The organism is Paracoccus sp. UBA889, from assembly GCA_002294185.1.
Classification (GTDB): domain Bacteria; phylum Pseudomonadota; class Alphaproteobacteria; order Rhodobacterales; family Rhodobacteraceae; genus Paracoccus.
In genome coordinates this window covers 96782-112967 of record DBFD01000050.1, presented here as the reverse complement: position 1 = coordinate 112967, position 16186 = coordinate 96782, and the positions used below count along the sequence as shown (strand labels likewise).

At 68.1% G+C, this 16186-nt stretch carries 18 protein-coding genes; 6 read left to right on the top strand and 12 right to left on the bottom strand.

Going from position 1 to position 16186, the window contains the following annotated elements:
* The first annotated feature begins 36 nt into the window (after positions 1–36).
* From B4L36_RS10275 to B4L36_RS10255, 5 genes are read left to right on the top strand one after another with little or no spacing between them, the layout of a single operon-like run.
* Complete coding sequence (locus tag B4L36_RS10275) at positions 37–1089, top strand: sugar phosphate isomerase/epimerase family protein (RefSeq protein ID WP_292956408.1); 1053 nt, start codon at positions 37–39, stop codon at positions 1087–1089.
* The gene (locus B4L36_RS10270) at positions 1086–2180 is read left to right on the top strand and encodes a Gfo/Idh/MocA family protein (RefSeq protein WP_292956405.1); all 1095 of its coding nucleotides are present in this window, start codon (positions 1086–1088) and stop codon (positions 2178–2180) included. Before B4L36_RS10275 ends, B4L36_RS10270 begins: the two co-directional genes overlap by 4 nt.
* A complete protein-coding gene (locus tag B4L36_RS10265) occupies positions 2177–3661 on the top strand; it encodes a sugar ABC transporter ATP-binding protein (protein ID WP_292956402.1) in 1485 nt (494 codons plus the stop codon). The genes B4L36_RS10270 and B4L36_RS10265 overlap by 4 nt, the downstream gene beginning before the upstream one ends.
* Positions 3658–4626, top strand: a complete 969-nt coding sequence (locus B4L36_RS10260; RefSeq protein WP_292956399.1) for an ABC transporter permease — start codon at positions 3658–3660, stop codon at positions 4624–4626. Before B4L36_RS10265 ends, B4L36_RS10260 begins: the two co-directional genes overlap by 4 nt.
* 18 nt (positions 4627–4644) lie before the next feature.
* Positions 4645–5610, top strand: a complete 966-nt coding sequence (locus B4L36_RS10255; protein WP_292956396.1) for an ABC transporter substrate-binding protein — start codon at positions 4645–4647, stop codon at positions 5608–5610.
* Positions 5611–5679: 69 nt separating this feature from the next.
* Here the strand turns inward: B4L36_RS10255 and B4L36_RS10250 are convergent, their stop codons facing one another.
* From B4L36_RS10250 to B4L36_RS10200, 11 genes are all read right to left on the bottom strand, one after another.
* The gene (locus B4L36_RS10250; protein ID WP_292956393.1) at positions 5680–6126 is read right to left on the bottom strand and encodes an SRPBCC family protein; all 447 of its coding nucleotides are present in this window, start codon (positions 6124–6126) and stop codon (positions 5680–5682) included.
* Between the two features lie 3 nt (positions 6127–6129).
* Positions 6130–6444, bottom strand: a complete 315-nt coding sequence (locus B4L36_RS10245) for an ArsR/SmtB family transcription factor (RefSeq protein WP_292956390.1) — start codon at positions 6442–6444, stop codon at positions 6130–6132.
* Between the two features lie 120 nt (positions 6445–6564).
* The gene (locus B4L36_RS10240) at positions 6565–7317 is read right to left on the bottom strand and encodes a LamB/YcsF family protein (RefSeq protein ID WP_292956387.1); all 753 of its coding nucleotides are present in this window, start codon (positions 7315–7317) and stop codon (positions 6565–6567) included.
* Positions 7314–8333 (bottom strand): biotin-dependent carboxyltransferase family protein, encoded by a 1020-nt coding sequence (locus tag B4L36_RS10235; protein WP_292956384.1) that lies wholly within the window; start codon positions 8331–8333, stop codon positions 7314–7316. Before B4L36_RS10235 ends, B4L36_RS10240 begins: the two co-directional genes overlap by 4 nt.
* Complete coding sequence (locus B4L36_RS10230; RefSeq protein ID WP_292956381.1) at positions 8330–9067, bottom strand: 5-oxoprolinase subunit B family protein; 738 nt, start codon at positions 9065–9067, stop codon at positions 8330–8332. The genes B4L36_RS10235 and B4L36_RS10230 overlap by 4 nt, the downstream gene beginning before the upstream one ends.
* 58 nt (positions 9068–9125) lie before the next feature.
* Positions 9126–9791, bottom strand: coding sequence for a DUF2848 domain-containing protein (locus tag B4L36_RS10225; protein WP_292956377.1), 666 nt, complete (start codon positions 9789–9791; stop codon positions 9126–9128).
* Between the two features lie 13 nt (positions 9792–9804).
* Complete coding sequence (locus tag B4L36_RS10220) at positions 9805–11088, bottom strand: TRAP transporter large permease (RefSeq protein WP_292956374.1); 1284 nt, start codon at positions 11086–11088, stop codon at positions 9805–9807.
* Positions 11085–11630, bottom strand: coding sequence for a TRAP transporter small permease subunit (locus tag B4L36_RS10215; protein WP_292956371.1), 546 nt, complete (start codon positions 11628–11630; stop codon positions 11085–11087). Before B4L36_RS10215 ends, B4L36_RS10220 begins: the two co-directional genes overlap by 4 nt.
* A 13-nt stretch (positions 11631–11643) precedes the next feature.
* The gene (locus B4L36_RS10210) at positions 11644–12675 is read right to left on the bottom strand and encodes a TRAP transporter substrate-binding protein (RefSeq protein ID WP_292956368.1); all 1032 of its coding nucleotides are present in this window, start codon (positions 12673–12675) and stop codon (positions 11644–11646) included.
* Positions 12672–13535: a putative hydro-lyase gene (locus tag B4L36_RS10205; protein ID WP_292956365.1), complete on the bottom strand. Its 864-nt coding sequence runs from the start codon at positions 13533–13535 to the stop codon at positions 12672–12674. Before B4L36_RS10205 ends, B4L36_RS10210 begins: the two co-directional genes overlap by 4 nt.
* 85 nt (positions 13536–13620) lie before the next feature.
* Positions 13621–14502 carry a LysR family transcriptional regulator gene (locus B4L36_RS10200; protein ID WP_292956362.1) on the bottom strand — a complete coding sequence of 294 codons (882 nt, stop codon included), beginning with the start codon at positions 14500–14502 and terminating at the stop codon, positions 13621–13623.
* A 105-nt stretch (positions 14503–14607) separates the two neighbouring features.
* Here B4L36_RS10200 and B4L36_RS10195 point away from each other — a divergent pair, with 105 nt between their 5' ends.
* Entirely contained in the window at positions 14608–15117 is a 510-nt protein-coding gene (locus B4L36_RS10195; RefSeq protein WP_292956359.1) for a GNAT family N-acetyltransferase, read from the top strand.
* Positions 15118–15185: 68 nt separating this feature from the next.
* Here the strand turns inward: B4L36_RS10195 and B4L36_RS10190 are convergent, their stop codons facing one another.
* Positions 15186–16175, bottom strand: coding sequence for a hypothetical protein (locus tag B4L36_RS10190; protein ID WP_292956356.1), 990 nt, complete (start codon positions 16173–16175; stop codon positions 15186–15188).
* Positions 16176–16186: the final 11 nt, after the last annotated feature.

Below are 16186 nucleotides of genomic sequence, written 5' to 3'. Positions count from 1 at the left end.
AGGGCCGTGCAGGCTGACCATGTGGAAGGGGGAGCCATGCAGACGATCAAGGGACCGGCGCTGTTTCTGGCGCAGTTCATCGGCGAAGCCGCGCCGTTCGACACCTGGGACGGGATCACCCGCTGGGCCGCCGGTTGCGGCTATCTGGGCGTGCAGGTGCCAACCAGCGATCCGCGCATTCTGGATCTGGACCGGGCCGAATCCTCGCAGGATTACCGCGACGAATTCCTGGGCACCGCGCGCGAAAACGGGGTCGAGGTGACAGAGCTTTCGACCCATCTGCAAGGTCAGCTGGTGGCGGTCCACCCCGCCTATGACGCCGGTTTCGACGCCTTCGCGCCCCTTGGCCTGCGCGGCGATCCCGCCGCGCGGCAGGAATGGGCGGTCGATCAGATAGGCCGCGCGATCCGGGTCAGCCGGCTTCTGGGCCTGGACCGGATGGCCACCTTTTCCGGTGCCCTGGCCTGGCCCTATCTCTACCCCTGGCCGCAGCGTGCCCCCGGACTGGTCGAGGCCGCCTTCGACACGCTGGCGGCCCGCTGGCAGCCCCTGCTGGATCTGGCCGAGGATCACGGCGTCGACATCTGCTACGAGATCCATCCCGGCGAAGATCTGCATGACGGCATCACCTTCGAGATGTTTCTCGACCGCGTGAAGGATCACGGTCGCGCCAACATGCTGTTCGATCCGTCCCACTACCTTCTGCAACAGCTCGATTACCTTCAGAACATCGACATCTATCGCGACCGGATCCGGATGTTCCACGTCAAGGATGCCGAATTTCGCCCGACCGGGCGGCAGGGCGTTTACGGCGGTTTCCAGACCTGGGCCGATCGGGCGGGCCGGTTCCGCAGCCTCGGCGACGGGCAGGTCGATTTCGGGGCGATCTTCTCGAAGCTGACGCAATACGGCTTTGACGGATGGGCCGTGGTCGAATGGGAATGTGCACTGAAGCACCCCGAGGACGGGGCCCGCGAAGGCGCAGCCTTCGTGCGCGACCACATCATCCGGGTGACGCCCCATGCCTTCGACGATTTCGCGGCATCCGGCGTGGACCGCGCCGCCATCGACAAGGCGCTTGGATTATGAGGCCGATCCGGCTGGGCATGGTCGGTGGCGGCAGCGGCGCCTTCATCGGCGCGATCCACCGCATCGCGGCGCGGATGGACGGGCATTTCACGCTCGTGGCCGGGGCGCTGTCCTCGGAACCCGGCCGGGCGCAGGCCAGCGCGGCGGAACTGGGCGTGCGGGGCTATGACGACTTCGGCGCGATGGCCCGCGACGAGGCCGCGCGCGAAGACGGGATCGAGGCCGTGGCGATCGTCACCCCGAACCACATGCACGCAGCCCCCGCCGCAGCCTTCCTGAACGCGGGCATCCACGTCATCTGCGACAAGCCGCTGGCCGCCACTCGGGGTCAGGCCGCCGAGATCGAAGCCGCCGCCAAGTCAGGCACCGCCCGCTTCTTCCTGACCCACAATTACAGCGCCCTGCCAATGATCCGCGAGGCCCGCGCGATGGTGGCCGAGGGCGCCATTGGCGATCTGCGGCTGGTGCAGGCGGAATATCTGCAAGGCTGGCTGTCTGGACCGGCGCGGGGCAAACAGGCCGAATGGCGCACCGATCCGGTTCGCGCGGGCGCCGGCGCGCTTGGCGATATCGGCACCCATGCCTGGCAACTGGCCGCGTTCGTGACCGGCCAGACGCCCGACCGCCTGTCGGCCGATCTGTCCAGCATCGTGCCGGGCCGGCCCATCGACGACGATGCCCGGATCGCCCTGCGCTATGGCTCGGGGGCCAAGGGCGGAATCTGGGCCAGCCAGGTCGCGATCGGGCAGGAGAACGGGCTGTCGCTGCGTCTTTTCGGCACCGAAGGCGCGCTGGCATGGCGCCTGCCCGATCCCGAGCGGCTGATCTTCACGCCCAGGGACGATGCCCCCCGCATCCTGACCCGCGCGCAGGATCGCAGCGCATCCTTCCGCACGCCACCCGGCCATCCCGAAGGATACCTGGAAGGATTCGCCAATCTTTACAGCGATATCGCGGCGATCATCCGGGGAGACACGACGCATCTGGACCGCGTGCCGGGCCTTGAAGCCGGCCTGTCGGGAATGGCCTTCATCGCGGCGGCGCAGGAATCCTCGGCCCGCGACGGGGCTTGGATCAGGGTGGCGGAATGACGGTGCTGGCCCTTCAGGATGTCTCCAGACGTTTCGGCCCGATCGAGGTGCTGCACCACGTCGATCTGGCGCTTGAACCGGGTCAGGTCCATGCCCTGATCGGCGAGAATGGCGCCGGCAAGTCCACCATCATGAAGATCCTCGGCGGCTTTCTGGATCCGACCGAGGGCCAGATCCTGCTGGACGGCCAGGCCGTCCGCTTCGCCAGCGGCCCGCGGGCCGAGGCGCAGGGCATCGTCGTGATTCACCAGGAATTCAACCTTGCCGCCGACCTGTCGGTCGCGGCCAACATCTTTCTGGGGCGAGAAACAGGCGGCTGGCGGCTGGACCACCAGGCGATGCGCCGAGACACCGCCGCCCTGCTGGACCGGCTCCATTCCCCGATCAGCCCCGACACGCCGATCCGCGACCTGTCCGTGCCCAACCGCCAGATGGTCGAGATCGCCAAGGCCCTGTCGCGCAAGGCCCGCGTGCTGATCATGGACGAGCCGAGCGCGGTCCTGACCCACCGCGAGGTCGGCACGCTTTACGAACAGATCGACCGGCTTCGCCGCGAAGGCGTCGCGATCCTCTATTGCTCGCACCGGCTGGACGAGGTCGCGCATCTGGCCGACCGCATCACCGTGCTGCGCGACGGCCGCGTCGTGCGGCAGGCGATGCGCGGCGAATTGACCGAAGACGGCATGGCCACCGCCATGGTCGGCCGCGAATTGCAGGATTTCTATCCGCCCAAGGGCAGCCATTCCGACAGGCCCGCCTTGCAGGTCACGGGCCTGACCGTGCCGGGCAAGGTCCACGACGTCAGTTTCACCCTGCACGAAGGCGAGGTGCTGGGCCTTGCCGGCCTTGTCGGCTCGGGTCGGACCGAGCTGGCCGAGGGGCTGGTCGGTCTGCGCGCATCCACGGGCGAGATCCGCGTCAACGGCCAGCCGGTCGCGATCCGCAGCCTTCGGGACGCCTTCGCATCGGGGCTGGCCTATCTGACCGAGGATCGGAAAGAGGCCGGTCTGCTGCTGGACAAGGGCCTGCGCGAGAACCTGACCCTGGCCAGCCTGTCCCGCTTTGGCCATCTGCGGCTGGATACGCAGGCCGAGGATGTGGCGCTGGACCGGGCCACACGGGAATTCGACATCCGCGCGCCCAGCCGCACGATGATCGCGGGCAAGCTGTCGGGCGGCAACCAGCAGAAGCTGCTGCTGGCCAAGACGATGCTGCCCGATCCCCGCATCATCATCATCGACGAACCGACGCGCGGCATCGACGTGGGCACCAAGGCGCAGATCTATGCCTTCATCCGCGATCTGGCGACGCAGGGTCGCAGCCTGATCGTCATCAGCAGCGAAATGACCGAGGTGATCGGCCTGGCCGACCGCGTCCTGGTCATGCGCGAGGGCCGCATCGCCGGCGAGGTCACGGGAAACGACATGACGGAAGACAGGATCGTGCGCCTTGCCATGGGCGTCAGGGGCGAGGCCGCATGAAACCCGATCTGCATACCCTCGGCCCGCTGATCGCGCTGATTGCGCTGGTCATTCTGGGCGCTTTGCTGAACCCGGCCTTCCTGGCGCCGGCCAACATCACCAACGTGCTGGCCCGTTCCGCCTTTATCGGCATGATCGCGGTCGGCATGACCTTCGTCATCACCGCGGGCGGGCTGGATCTGTCGGTCGGCTCGATGGCCGCGTTTCTGGCCGGCATCGCCATCATCGCGATGAACGCCGCCCTGCCCGGCCTGGGCGAGAATTGGGGCACGATCATCATCGGCATGGGCGTTGCCATCCTTGGCGGGATCGCCGCGGGATACCTGAACGGCGCGCTGATCACCAAGGCAAGGATCGAACCCTTCATCGTCACCCTGGGCACGATGGGCATCTTCCGGTCGCTGGTGACATGGCTGGCCGACGGCGGCACGCTCAGCCTGGATTACGGGCTGCGCACCCTCTATCGCCCGGTCTATTACGGCGGCATCGGCTGGATCACCTGGCCGATCATCGTCTTCGCGCTGACCGCCATGGCGGGCGAATGGATGATGCGCCATTCCCGCTTCGGTCGCCATGTCGAGGCGATCGGCTCGAACGACCGGGTGGCGCGCTATTCCGCCATCGACGTGAATCGCGCGCGGCTGCTGACCTACATGCTTCTGGGCCTTCTGGTCGGGCTGGCCACGGTTCTGTACGTGCCGCGCCTCGGCTCGGCCTCGGGCGGGACCGGCGTGTTGTGGGAACTGGAGGCGATCGCCGCCGTCATCATCGGCGGCACCGCGCTGAAGGGCGGGCGGGGCCGCGTCTGGGGCACGGTCGTGGGCGTGCTGATCCTGTCGCTGATCGACAACATCCTGAACCTCGCCGATCTGGTCAGCCCCTATCTGAACGGCGCCATCCAGGGAATCATCATTGTCCTCGCTGTCGTCTTGCAGCGGGAAAAACGCACCGCCGACGAGCGGTGATCCAAGGGAGGGAAAGGAATGAAACGCAGAAGCCTGATGAAATCCGCGGCCATCGTCGCGGTGCTGGGCCTTGCCGGCGGCGCCGCCGTCGCGCAGCAGGACGGCGAAAAGACCATCATCGGCGTGTCGATCCCGTCGGCCACCCACGGCTTCATGGGCGGGCTGAACTGGCACGCCCAGGACACGATCGACCGACTGGGCAAGGTCTATCCGAATCTTGAATTCGTGCTGTCCACGGCGGGCGACGCGGCCAAGCAGGTCAGCGATATCGAGGACATGATGGCCACGCGCAACATCGACGCGCTGATCGTGCTGCCCTTCGAATCCGAACCGCTGACCGCCCCGGTCGCCGCGGTGAAAAAGGCCGGCAAGTTCGTCACCGTCGTCGATCGCGGCCTGTCGCAAGAGGGGATCGAGGATCTGTATGTCGCCGGCGACAATACCGCCTTCGGCCGTGTCGCGGGCGAATATTTCAAGGAAAACCTTCAGCCGGGCGCCAAGATCGTCGTGCTGCGCGGCATCCCGACCACGCTGGACAACGAGCGCGTGGAGGCGTTCCAGACGGCGCTGGAGGGCTCGGATATCGAGATCCTCGACATGCAGCACGGCAACTGGAACCGCGACGACGCCTTTACCGTGATGCAGGATTACCTGTCGAAATATCCCCAGATCGACGCCGTCTGGGCAGCCGATGACGACATGGCCATCGGCGTGATGGAGGCGATCGCCGCCGCCGACCGGACTGACGAGATGTGGGTGATCGGCGGGGCCGGGATGAAGGAAATCGTCAAGCGCATCATGGAGGGTGACCCGCAACTGCCGGTCGATGTGACCTATCCGCCGGCGCTGATTTCCTCGGCGATCGAGATGACGGCGCTGAACTTCGTGTCCGGCGCGCCGATGGTCGGCCGCTTCATCATCGGCAGCCAGCTGATCACGCCGGAAAACGCGGAACAATTCTACTTTCCCGACAGCCCGTTCTGAAAGCGGGCCTTGTGGAAAAAGTGGCAGCGCCCGATGCCGGGCGGGCGCTGCCACTGACGCGGCTTCTGCCTACAGATCCATCCCCTGCCCGGTTTCCAGCAGCGATTTCATGCTGGACAGGACCAGCGGCCAGCCCTCGGTGATCCCCTTCAGCATCCCGCTGCCGGGCTGCAAATCCTCGTGGGTGACGGTCAGCCTGACCATCCGGTCCTGCTGATCGATGTCAAAGATCACGCGGCTGAACTGGGCGGGGTCGTCCTGCTGGCTTTCATTCGCCCAACTCAGCACCAGGCGCCGGGGCGGGTCGCTTTCCAGCACCTTGCCCACCAGATCGACACTGCGCGCCGGATTCGTGCGGACATGGCGCCATTCCGATCCGGGCTGCCAGTCGTCCGAGATGTTTTCATGCCCCCAGTAGCGGCAGGCGATCTCGGGTCGGGTAATGGCCTCGAAGACCTTATCGGGCGTAGTGCGGATATAGGTGACATAGACGAAGCTGGCTGACATGTCGGTCATCGCTCACTCCCGTTCCAATTGCTGTCTGAGGTCGGACAGAAGGCCCAGACGGCCCTCCTCGAACTTTCGGATCCAGCGCCCATAGACCTCGTAGAGCGGGACCGGATTGATGAAGTGCAGTTTCTCGCGCCCCCGCCTGACGGTGCTGATGAGGTTCGCGTCTTCCAGAATCCCCAGATGCTGGGTCACCGACTGGCGCGTCATCTCCATCCGGTCGCAAAGCTGGCCCAGCGTCTGGCCGTTCTGCTCGCACAGCCGATCCAGCAGGCGCCTGCGGCCGGGATCGGCCAGCGCCTTGAAGACCTTGTCGTCATCCATTCTCGATTCCGCCTCGGGACAGGAACTAATATGCAGGTAAAAACCTGCTCGTCAAGACGTGCAGGCAAAAAACTGCATGTCTTGCGCAGCGGCGCATTTCCGGCGGCGCCCCGGCCCCGGTCAGAACCGCGCGACCTCGATCCCGGCCGCGCCCAGATGATCGCGCAGCGCCCGTGCCATCGCCACCGCGCCGGGGCTGTCGCCATGCACGCAGATCGTGTCGATCCGGCACGGGATCTGCTTGCCCGATGCGGTGATGATCGCGCCCGCCCGCAGCATCGTCTCGATCCGCGCGCCGACCTGCGCCGCATCATGCAGGACCGCGCCGGGCTGGCTGCGATCGACCAGCGTCGCATCCTCGTTATAGGCACGGTCGGCAAAGATCTCTCCGGCCCAGGCCGCGCCCAGATCCCGGGCCACCTGCTGCATTGGCGTCCCGGCCAGCACCACCAGCACGATTTCCGGATCGACCGCCAGCGCCGCACGATAGCAGGCGCGCGCGATCTCGGGGTCTTCGCTGGCCATGTTGGCCAGGGCGCCGTGCAGCTTCAGGTGTCGCACCTGCGCGCCCTGCGACCGCGCCACGCCCTGCGCCGCGCCCAGCTGATAGGCAACCATGTTGCCAAGTTCCTCGGCCGACAGGCGCAGCCGCCGCCGCCCGAAGCCCTGCAGATCGTGAAAGCCCGGATGCGCCCCGATGCCGACGCCCTTGCCCTGCGCCTGCCGCATCACGCGCGCCATCACATCGGGATCGCCGGCATGAAAGCCGCAGGCGATATTGGCCGATGTGATCACATCCAGCAGCCCGGCATCATCGCCCATCGTCCAGGGGCCGAAGCCCTCGCCCATGTCGGAATTCAGATCGACCTTCATTCGTCCTCCAGTTCCCGCCCCGCCGTGACGCCGCCAACCAGTTGATAGGACAGAAGGTCGGCAATCGTCGAGGGCTCGCGGATCAGGTTGCGGCAGCGCCCCGCCGCCTCGCGCAAGAGCGCCGCATCATCGCGCCACAGCGCATCGGCCTGGGACGCGTCGAGGCGCTGAAACCGCAATGCCGCCCCTTCGGCGGCCTGCGCGATCCGGGGCAGGTCTGCGGGGATCACCCGACCGATGCGGGGATAGCCGCCCATGGTCTGACATTCCGCCATCAGCACGAAGGGCACGCCCTCGCCGGTCAGTTGCACATCGCCCGGTCCGATCACGTCCGAAGCCAGTCCCGCCGCATGGTCCGAGGTAAAGCATCCCTTCCCCGTCTGAACCAGAATCCCCTGCCGGTTCGCCCGCTGCCCGCGCCTGAAACCGGCGGCATAGAAGGCCTCCAGCACGTCATCGGCGAACAGGCCGGTCTGCGGCCCATCCATCACCCGCAGCGTGCCGCCGCCAAAGCGCACGGCGGGTTCGATCACCCTTGCGGGGCGGTCGGGGTCGGGATCCTCGCCGCAGGGCAGGTCGTCGCCGCTGTCCAGCAACGCGCCAATGCCGATGCTCAGATGCGCGGCGCGGCTGCCCAGCCATTCCGGCGTGGCGATCCCGCCCGCCGGTGTCAGATAGCCGTAGACGCCGCTGTCCACGCCACCAATGCGCAGAGCTTGACCGGGCAGGATCAGGTGACAGCCATGCCAGCGCAACGGCGCATCGTCCAGAAAGGCGGCCATCGGCGCACCGGTCAGCGCCACCCGCATCGGCGCATCGACGCCGAAGACGCCGCCCGCGCCGGCCATCTCGATCGCCGCCAGCGGCGTGTCCGCGCCCAGAAGCGCGGCGGCCTCGATCAGGGCCATCCGGTCCATCGCACCGCCGCATGACAGGCCCTGCCCCAGATGGCCGGGCCGCCCCATGTCCTGCACCGACAGCAGCCCGTCGGCGCGGCTGATGGTCAACCGGCTCATCGCAGGATCTCCAGCCGCGCGCCGCCCATGCCATCGGGCGTCATCAGCCCCTCGATCTCGGCCGCGCCGATCGGGGCATAGCGGATCGCATCTCCCGCCTTCAGCAGCATCGGCGTCTCGCGATCCGGAACGAAGGTGCGGAACCCGGTCCGCGCCACCTGACGCCAGCCCGTGGTCGAGGCCGCGCCGAAGATCACGATCTGGCGCACGGCGACGACGACGGCGCCGACCGGCACGTTCGGCGTCATCTCGGCCAGCCGCGGCAGGTTCCAGGCACGGGGCAACAGCCCGATATAGGGCTGGCCGGGGGCGAAGCCGATGGCCAGGACCCGCAGATCGGCCTCGCAGATCTGCTGCACCGCACGATCTTCGGACATGCCCAGCTTTTCGGCCACCTCGGCCAGTTGCGGGCCGTGATCGCCGCCGAAAGCCGCCGGGATGGTCCAGCGCCGGGGCGGATCGGGCAGCACCGGACGCGCGGCCGCGATCCGTTCGGCCCGCGCCGCCAGATCGCGCGCCACCGCGCCCCGATCGGTCCGGCCCGGATCGAACCGCACCAGGACCGAAACCAGCGCCGGGGCGATCTCGACCGCGGCGGCCGGTGCGTCGTCTTGCAATTCCGCAGCCAGAACCTGCGCCGCCGCCATCGCGTCGGGATCGGGCGTCAGGCCGAAGCGGACCAGAACCCCGTCCGGCCCCGCGGGCAGCACCTCGGGCGAGCGCGCGTCGCTCATCGCGGCGCGATCCTTGCCATCGGGCGGGTGCCCTCGCGGTCATCTGGAAGGGCGGCCGTCATGCGATCTCGGGCAGGGTCTGAACAGCATAATCGTGGCGGATCTCGCGTCCTGTCGCAGGATCGCGCATCATCATGCGAAACCGTGCCGCCGGGCGCACGCCACCCCTGGCGCCGAACGTCCCGCACAGCATCGCCACACCCTCGGCGGCCAGATCGTCCAGACCGGCCCCCGCGGCCAGTTCCGTCAGCGGCCGGATCGAGGCCAGCGTGCCCTGCTGATACAGCACCCATTCCCCGCTGTCGTCGATCCAGCTTTCCAGAACGATCGCCTCCAGCCGGTCGGCGACATCCTCCCACGGCCAGACCTCGGCCGCGCAGGGCTTGGCGCAGACCTGTTTCGACAAGGCGACCGAATGCGCCTCAAGCGCCCGGTCGGTATGGTCCGAGGCAAGGCCAAGCCAGCGTCGCCCGCCCGATTGCAGCAGCAGCGGCTCGACCTCGCCGGATGAGCCATAGCCCACCACCTGGATCCGGCCTGCCTGCGTCAGCAGCGCCGCCGAGACCCGGTAATACAGCGGTGTCGCAGAAGGCGGGCTGACCCCGATCGCGGCCAGTTCCTCGATATGGTGCCGGATCGCGGAGGGGTCGCGGCCGGTCCAGCCCGCCACGACCAGGTGTTTCAGGTCCAGATCGAGGGCCTCGCCCCCGGCCGAAAATCGCATCTTCCATTTCCTTTCACAGCACCGAGGGCAACCACAAGGCCAGCCCCGGCAACGCGACCAGTGCCGCGATCATCGTCAGCATTACCAGAACATAGGGAATCACGCCCATGATCACGTCGCTCATGGGGCCGGATTTCCGCGCCCCCTGAACCACGAACAGGTTCAGGCCCACCGGCGGCGTGATCAGCGCCATCTCGATCAGCACGATCAACAGCACCCCGAACCACACCTTGTCATAGCCCAGCCCGGCAATGATCGGCACCACGATGGGGATGGTCGCGACCATCAGCGACAAGGTCTCGATGAAAAAGCCCAGCACCAGATACAGCGCGATGACCAGCAGCAGCGTGCCAAAGGGCGACAGCCCCGATCCCCCGATCAGATCGGTCAGTTGCCGCCCCAGCCCGGCCGAGGTCATGGCAAAGTTCAGAAACGTCGCCCCCGTCACCACCAGCATGATCATCGCCGAGATGCGGATGGTGCCGTGCAGCGCCTCGGACAGGGCGCGTGGACCCAGACCGTCACCCAGCAGGATCGCGATCAGCGCCGCGATGGCCACGCCGATGGCCGCGCTTTCCGTGGGCGTCGCCCAACCCGCATAGATCGACCCGATCACGACCACGAACAGCACCACGATCGGCACAAGCTGGGTCAGCGACCGCGCCCGTTCGGCCCAGGAAAAGCCGCGCGAAGGCCCGCCCAGCCCCGGCCGCACCCAGCAGATCGCCGCCGTGACCGCGATGAAGGCCAGGGCCATCAGCAGGCCGGGGACCAGCCCGGCCGAAAACAGGCGCGGGATCGAGGTTTCGGTCAGGAAGCCATAGACGATCAGGTTGATCGAGGGCGGGATCAGGATTCCCAGCGTGCCGCCGGCCGCGATGGCGCCGGAAAACAGCCGCGGATCATAGTTCAGCCGCTCGGCCTGCGGCATGGCCACGGTGGCCACGGTCGCGGCGGTGGCCACCGACGATCCGGACGTGGCCGAAAACATGGTCGCCGTCGCGATATTGGCATGGACCAGACCGCCCGGCAGCCATGACAGCCACTTGTCCAGCGCCGCATAGGTGCGTTCGGCCACGCCGCCGCGCACCAGGATTTCGCCCAGCAGGACGAACAGCGGAATGGCGATCAGGGTCGAGGAATTGGACGACGACCAGATCACCTGCCCCATCCCGCGCAGCAGCGGAAAGGCCGAATAGAACTGGCCCACGCCAATACCCAGCAGGAACAGCACGATGCCCACCGGGATCGACAGGGCCATCAGGCCCAGCAGCGCGATGGCAGTGGTCCAGATCATTCCGGCACCTCGGATCCAATGCCCAGCACGGTGTCGAAATCGTCCCGCCGCGCGGCCTGCAAAAATGCGATTCCGATCAGCGACAGCGCGGTGGCGCTGATCGCGAACCACAGCCAGCCGGCGAACCAGATGCCTTGCGGAATCCACAAGGGCGTCTCCAGCGGCGTGTTCGCGCGCGAGCCGCGTTCCAGCGTCTTGCCCAGCACCGGCCAGCTTTGCCAGGCGATCAGCAGCACGACGCCATTGGTCACGAGCATCGCGAACAGGTCCATCGCCATCTGCGCGGGCCGGGCCAGCTTCAGCCGGATCACGTCGATGCGGACATGGGCCCGTTCAAGCAGGGCGCAGGCCAGCCCCCAGCTTGCGACCGCCGCCATGACATAACCCGAGATCTCGTCCGACCCGCCCAGGCTGGCGCTGCCCAGCTTGCGCAGGATCACATCCGTCAGGATGAAAAGCACGGTCAGGATCAGGCCCGCGCCCAGGATCAGGGCTATGGCCCGGTTCGCGCGCCGCAGCGCGCCAAGGGTTGCGTCGATCATGGCGGCGCGGGCGCTACTGGACGGTCACGCCGACGGCCTTGCCGACCGAATCATTCCAGCGCGCGACCCATTCCGCGCCGGCGCGGCTGGCCCAGTCGGGCAGAACCTCGTCTTCCAGCACTTTCCGCGCCGCCGCGAGATCGGCCTCGGACGGCTGCACCAGCGTCATCGAGGCCGCATCGCCGGCCGCACATTCGCCCTGGCCCGTCAGGCAGGCGATGTCGCCTTCCAGCCCGCCTTGCGCGGCGTCCCAGGCGGGCGCTTCCAGCCCCTCGGCCACGGCCGATTTCAGCATCGACTGCTGATCCCCGGAAAGCCCGTCGTAACGGTCGCCATTCATCGCGATCACCACCGGATCCCAGCCGCCCAGCGGCAGCACCATCAGCGTGTCCGTCACCTCCCACCAGCCGGCGGAATAGCCAGACCCGGCGCCGGTCACGGCACAGTCGATCACGGCCCGCTCCAGCGAGCCGGGCACTTCGGAAAAGGCGATGTTGACGCCTTCCGCGCCCAGAGCCTCCAGCAGCTTGGTCGTCATCCGGCCCGAGCCGCGGATCTTCTTGCCCTCCAGATCGGCCAGCGAACCGACCTCGCCCTTGCAGAACACGACCTGCGGCGGATAGGGCGCGATGCCCAGAACCTCGGCATTGAAGCGATTGCGCATGATCTCCTCGACCATCGGGCGGGCGGCCTTGACCATGCTTCGGGCCTCGGCGGGCGTGTTGGCGATCAGCGGCACGTCCAGACCTTCCAGTTCGGGCGCATCGCCGACCGTGTAATCGGCCACGGTCGAGCCGACATCGAAGACCCCGTCGCCCAGCATCCGGTAGACATCGGCGCCGGCGATGCCCATCTGGTCGAAACTGGTCAGTTGCGCGGTGAATTCGCCATCCGTCATCTGCGGCAGCTTCTCGGTCCAGAAGGGCGACTCGAAATCCTGATACAGCGGCAGGTTCGACCAGCTTCCGACGACGGCCAGTTCCTCGGCCATGGCCGGCGAGGCCAGCAGCGCGGTTCCGGTCAGCAGGGCTTTTGCAAGTTTCATGTCAGTCTCTCCTGTTGGGTTTTTATGGGCAGATCGGCATGGACCCCGGTCAGCCGCGCCGTCGCGCGACCGGCGGGAATGTCGGTGACCAGCATGTGGCCGGGCGCATGGGTGATCGCCAGATCGGGCCGGGCGGCGGCGATTGCGGCCTGTGGCGTCACCCCGCAGGCCCAGAAGACCGGAATCTCGCCCTGGCGGAACTCGGGCGGGTCGCCGTAATCGGGTGCCATCACATCCGCGATACCGATCAGCGCCGGATCGCCCAGATGGACCGGCGCGCCATGGGCCAGCGGAAAGCCCGCGCAGATCTGCACGGCCTCGATCGCCTCGGCCGCCCGCATCGGCCGCATCGATACGACCAGCGGCCCCCAAAAGCGCCCGGCGGGCCTGGTCGGCAGGCTGGTGCGATACATCGGCACGTTCCGGCCGGTTTCCTGATGCCGCACCGCGATCCCGGCGCGCAGCAGCGCATCCTCGAAGCTGAAGGAACAGCCCAGCGCGAAGGACACCATGTCATTCCGCCACAGATCGGCGATGTCGGCCGGCTCGTCGGCCAGCGCGCCCCGGCGCCAGACGCGATAGCGCGGCAGATCATGGCGCAGGTCGATGCCGTCGCCCAGCGCCGGCAGCGATGGATCGCCAGGCTCGCCCACGGCCAGCAGCGGGCATGGGCGCGGATTGGCCTGGCAGAAGCGCAGGAAATCGGACGCCTCCTCGCCCGGCAGGATCACAAGATTGGCCTGCAACGCATCACCGCAAAGGCCCGCCGTAGGGCCATCGAACAGCCCGTCGCGGATCCGGGCGCGCAGAATGCGCGGATCGGCAAGACGGGGCTGGGGTTGCGGCTGGGGCTGGATCATCCGGTTCTCCTCTCCGACAAGGATTCCTGACGAAACCGATTGAATCAAGCGCTCACTTATCCGCAATATTGATCGCGCCCGGTGATCACTTCCTCGCCGCGTCCAGTGCCGCGCGCGTCACCGCGCGTCCGATTTCCTCATTGCGTTCCGGCATGTAGCAGATGGCAAAATCCAGATCGGGCAGCCGCGCCTCGGGCCGCACCGCGATTTCCTCCAGGCCCGCATGGGGCCAAGCGTCTACGATGTCATGGGGAATCGTGCCGATGCCGAATCCCTGCCCGACCAGGTGCAGCACCGTCGCCAACGAGGCCGATCCGTGGATCGCCGCTGCCTGCCGGCGCCCCGGCGACAACAAATCGGCTACCCGCCGGTGCGGCAGTGTCGTCTTGGGAAAGGACACGATCGGCAGCGCCGCCAGGTCGTCGATCCCGGCCGGGCGCGGCAGGTCGAAATGCGCGGGCGCCACGAACCAGCCCAGCGTCACCGGCGGCAGCGGCGTCAGGTTGATCCCGCGCGGCGCCTGATCGCGCATCATGATCGCCACGTCCAGCCCGTCCGCGACCAGCATCTGCGCCATCTGTTCCGAAGTATCGACCGAAATTTCGAACCGCAGTTGCGGATGGCGCGCGCGCAGATCCGTCAGCATGCGGGGCAGGACCGTATGCGTCATCGTCTCGGCCACGCCCAGCCGCACGACGCCCGCCATCAGGCCCTGCGTCAGTTCGCCCAGAATCCGGTCGCGCTGAGCGATCAGGATCTCGGATTCCTCGACCAGGCGGCGGCCGGCGGCGGTCAGACGCACGCCCCGGCCGTCGCGTTGGAAGATGGTCATGCCCATCCGGTCCTCCAGATGCCGCACCCGTCGCGAGATCGCCGATTGCGCCAGCCCCAGCGAATCCGAGGCGGCGCGAAATCCGCCATGGCGGGCAATGGCGCGGATGATGGCAAGGTCGCGGAAGCCGAACATTTCCGCGACATGCGGCCGTGGGCGACGCCAAGTCAAGCCCGCCCGCGATTGACCCGCCAGCGCCCGCGACCCATATGTGCCGCAGCGCAGCATGAGGTCCGCGCCATGTCGCAGATACCCCATCCCCCGGATTTCGGTCCGCCCCGCATCCGCCTGCGCGGGCTGGAAGGCCGCGACCGCCATGACCATGCAGCACACCTGCTGCGGCTGTCGCCCGAAGACCGCCGTGCCCGCTTTCACGCGGCGCTGACGGATGACGCGATCCGCGCCTATTCCGACGGCGTTGACTGGGACCACGCGCTGATCTTCGGCGCTTTCGTGGGCGGCGTGCTGCGCGGTCTGGGCGAGCTGATCCCATGGCCGGCTCGGGACCAGGGCGAGGCGTCCTTTTCCATCGAGCAGCCCTTCCAGCAGATCGGCCTGGGCAAGCGGCTGGTGCTGGCGACGGTGCTGGCCGCGCGCCGCGCGGGCCTTGGCCGAATCCACATGGATTTCATCGGCGACAACCGCGCCATGCGGGCGCTGGCCCGCGACGTGGGCGCGGTCTCGGGCCGCTCGGACGGGATCATCCATGCGATCAAGGACATTCCCCGCCGCGGCCTGCGCGCGGGTTAGACGGGCGGTGCCGGTCGGCGCATGCCGTTCCCGAAAAACGGCTGTTTGCGCCGGGGAATGTCGTCGGCTCAGATCGCGGCGGCCCACAGGCGGAACCGGCGCGTGCCGGTCGCCTCGCGCACGAGGCCCATCCTCTCCAATCGCGCCAGCAGCCGCTCGGCCGTGTCGCGGCTGATGGCGCAGCTTTCCTCGACCATGGCCGTGCTCATCAGCGGATGGGCGGCCAGCGCCGCCACGATCCGGGCCGCGTTGGACCCCTTGATTGCCTCTGTCTCGACGCCGGCGCGCGCGGACCATGCCGCGACCCGATCCAGATGCGCGAGCGCCGCCGAGGCGCCATCGGCCAGCGCCGCCAGATGCCGTCGCAGGCGGTGTTTCGGCGGCCCCTCGTCAGCGGGCTGCCCGGCGCGTCCCATCGGCAGGAACGGCAGGCCCGGACAATCCGCGGCCATGCGCCGCGCGATCCAGACCGCCGCCTCGATCGGCGCGTTCTCGGGCGACAGATCGTAAAGCCGCCACAGCAGCCGCAGCGCGGGCGCGCGGGCCAGCGGATGCAGCGGCTCCAAGCCCCGGACGGCGGCCAGAAATCCCTCAGCCGCGTGGTCGAAGGCCCGCCCCGACAGCCGCCCCAGCGGCGCCTCGGGCGCATCGACGCCTTCGGCCCGGTGCAGGCCCAGAAAGCCGCGCAGATCGGCCGGATCGCCCTGTCCTTCCAGCCGCCGGACGGCCCACCGCGCCTGCGCCATCGCATCCAGATCGGTGCCGGCGCGGGCGGCCATCAGGTCCAGGCCGATCTCGTGCCGGGCCAGCGGCGAGCCCTGCGCCCACAGCATCGCCTCGGCCTCCAGCAGCGCCAGCCGCCTCAGCGCGCCGGCCCGCGCCGGTCCCGTCATCGGCGTCAGCCGCGATTCCAGCCGCCCGGCGGCCAGCCCGGCCTGCGCCAGTGCAAAGGCGCAATCGGCCTGCGCCTCGCGCCACGGCTGCGGATCGAACAGGCTGCGCCGATCCGCCATGGGCAGTGGCCAGTCCCGATCCTCTTCCTCGAAATCCCAGCTCATCGGGGCAGGAT

Bases quoted from the DNA above. Each gene is read 5' to 3' on its own strand.
- B4L36_RS10240 (WP_292956387.1), bottom strand. From the start codon at position 7,317: ATGAAGGTCGATCTGAATTCCGACATGGGCGAGGGCTTCGGCCCCTGG.
- B4L36_RS10220 (WP_292956374.1), bottom strand. From the start codon at position 11,088: ATGATCTGGACCACTGCCATCGCGCTGCTGGGCCTGATGGCCCTGTCG.
- B4L36_RS10270 (WP_292956405.1), top strand. From the start codon at position 1,086: ATGAGGCCGATCCGGCTGGGCATGGTCGGTGGCGGCAGCGGCGCCTTC.
- B4L36_RS10260 (WP_292956399.1), top strand. From the start codon at position 3,658: ATGAAACCCGATCTGCATACCCTCGGCCCGCTGATCGCGCTGATTGCG.
- B4L36_RS10250 (WP_292956393.1), bottom strand. From the start codon at position 6,126: ATGACCGACATGTCAGCCAGCTTCGTCTATGTCACCTATATCCGCACT.
- B4L36_RS10195 (WP_292956359.1), top strand. From the start codon at position 14,608: ATGTCGCAGATACCCCATCCCCCGGATTTCGGTCCGCCCCGCATCCGC.
- B4L36_RS10225 (WP_292956377.1), bottom strand. From the start codon at position 9,791: ATGCGATTTTCGGCCGGGGGCGAGGCCCTCGATCTGGACCTGAAACAC.
- B4L36_RS10235 (WP_292956384.1), bottom strand. From the start codon at position 8,333: ATGAGCCGGTTGACCATCAGCCGCGCCGACGGGCTGCTGTCGGTGCAG.
- B4L36_RS10200 (WP_292956362.1), bottom strand. From the start codon at position 14,502: ATGTTCGGCTTCCGCGACCTTGCCATCATCCGCGCCATTGCCCGCCAT.
- B4L36_RS10210 (WP_292956368.1), bottom strand. From the start codon at position 12,675: ATGAAACTTGCAAAAGCCCTGCTGACCGGAACCGCGCTGCTGGCCTCG.
- B4L36_RS10230 (WP_292956381.1), bottom strand. From the start codon at position 9,067: ATGAGCGACGCGCGCTCGCCCGAGGTGCTGCCCGCGGGGCCGGACGGG.
- B4L36_RS10265 (WP_292956402.1), top strand. From the start codon at position 2,177: ATGACGGTGCTGGCCCTTCAGGATGTCTCCAGACGTTTCGGCCCGATC.
- B4L36_RS10245 (WP_292956390.1), bottom strand. From the start codon at position 6,444: ATGGATGACGACAAGGTCTTCAAGGCGCTGGCCGATCCCGGCCGCAGG.
- B4L36_RS10205 (WP_292956365.1), bottom strand. From the start codon at position 13,535: ATGATCCAGCCCCAGCCGCAACCCCAGCCCCGTCTTGCCGATCCGCGC.
- B4L36_RS10255 (WP_292956396.1), top strand. From the start codon at position 4,645: ATGAAACGCAGAAGCCTGATGAAATCCGCGGCCATCGTCGCGGTGCTG.
- B4L36_RS10190 (WP_292956356.1), bottom strand. From the start codon at position 16,175: ATGAGCTGGGATTTCGAGGAAGAGGATCGGGACTGGCCACTGCCCATG.
- B4L36_RS10275 (WP_292956408.1), top strand. From the start codon at position 37: ATGCAGACGATCAAGGGACCGGCGCTGTTTCTGGCGCAGTTCATCGGC.
- B4L36_RS10215 (WP_292956371.1), bottom strand. From the start codon at position 11,630: ATGATCGACGCAACCCTTGGCGCGCTGCGGCGCGCGAACCGGGCCATA.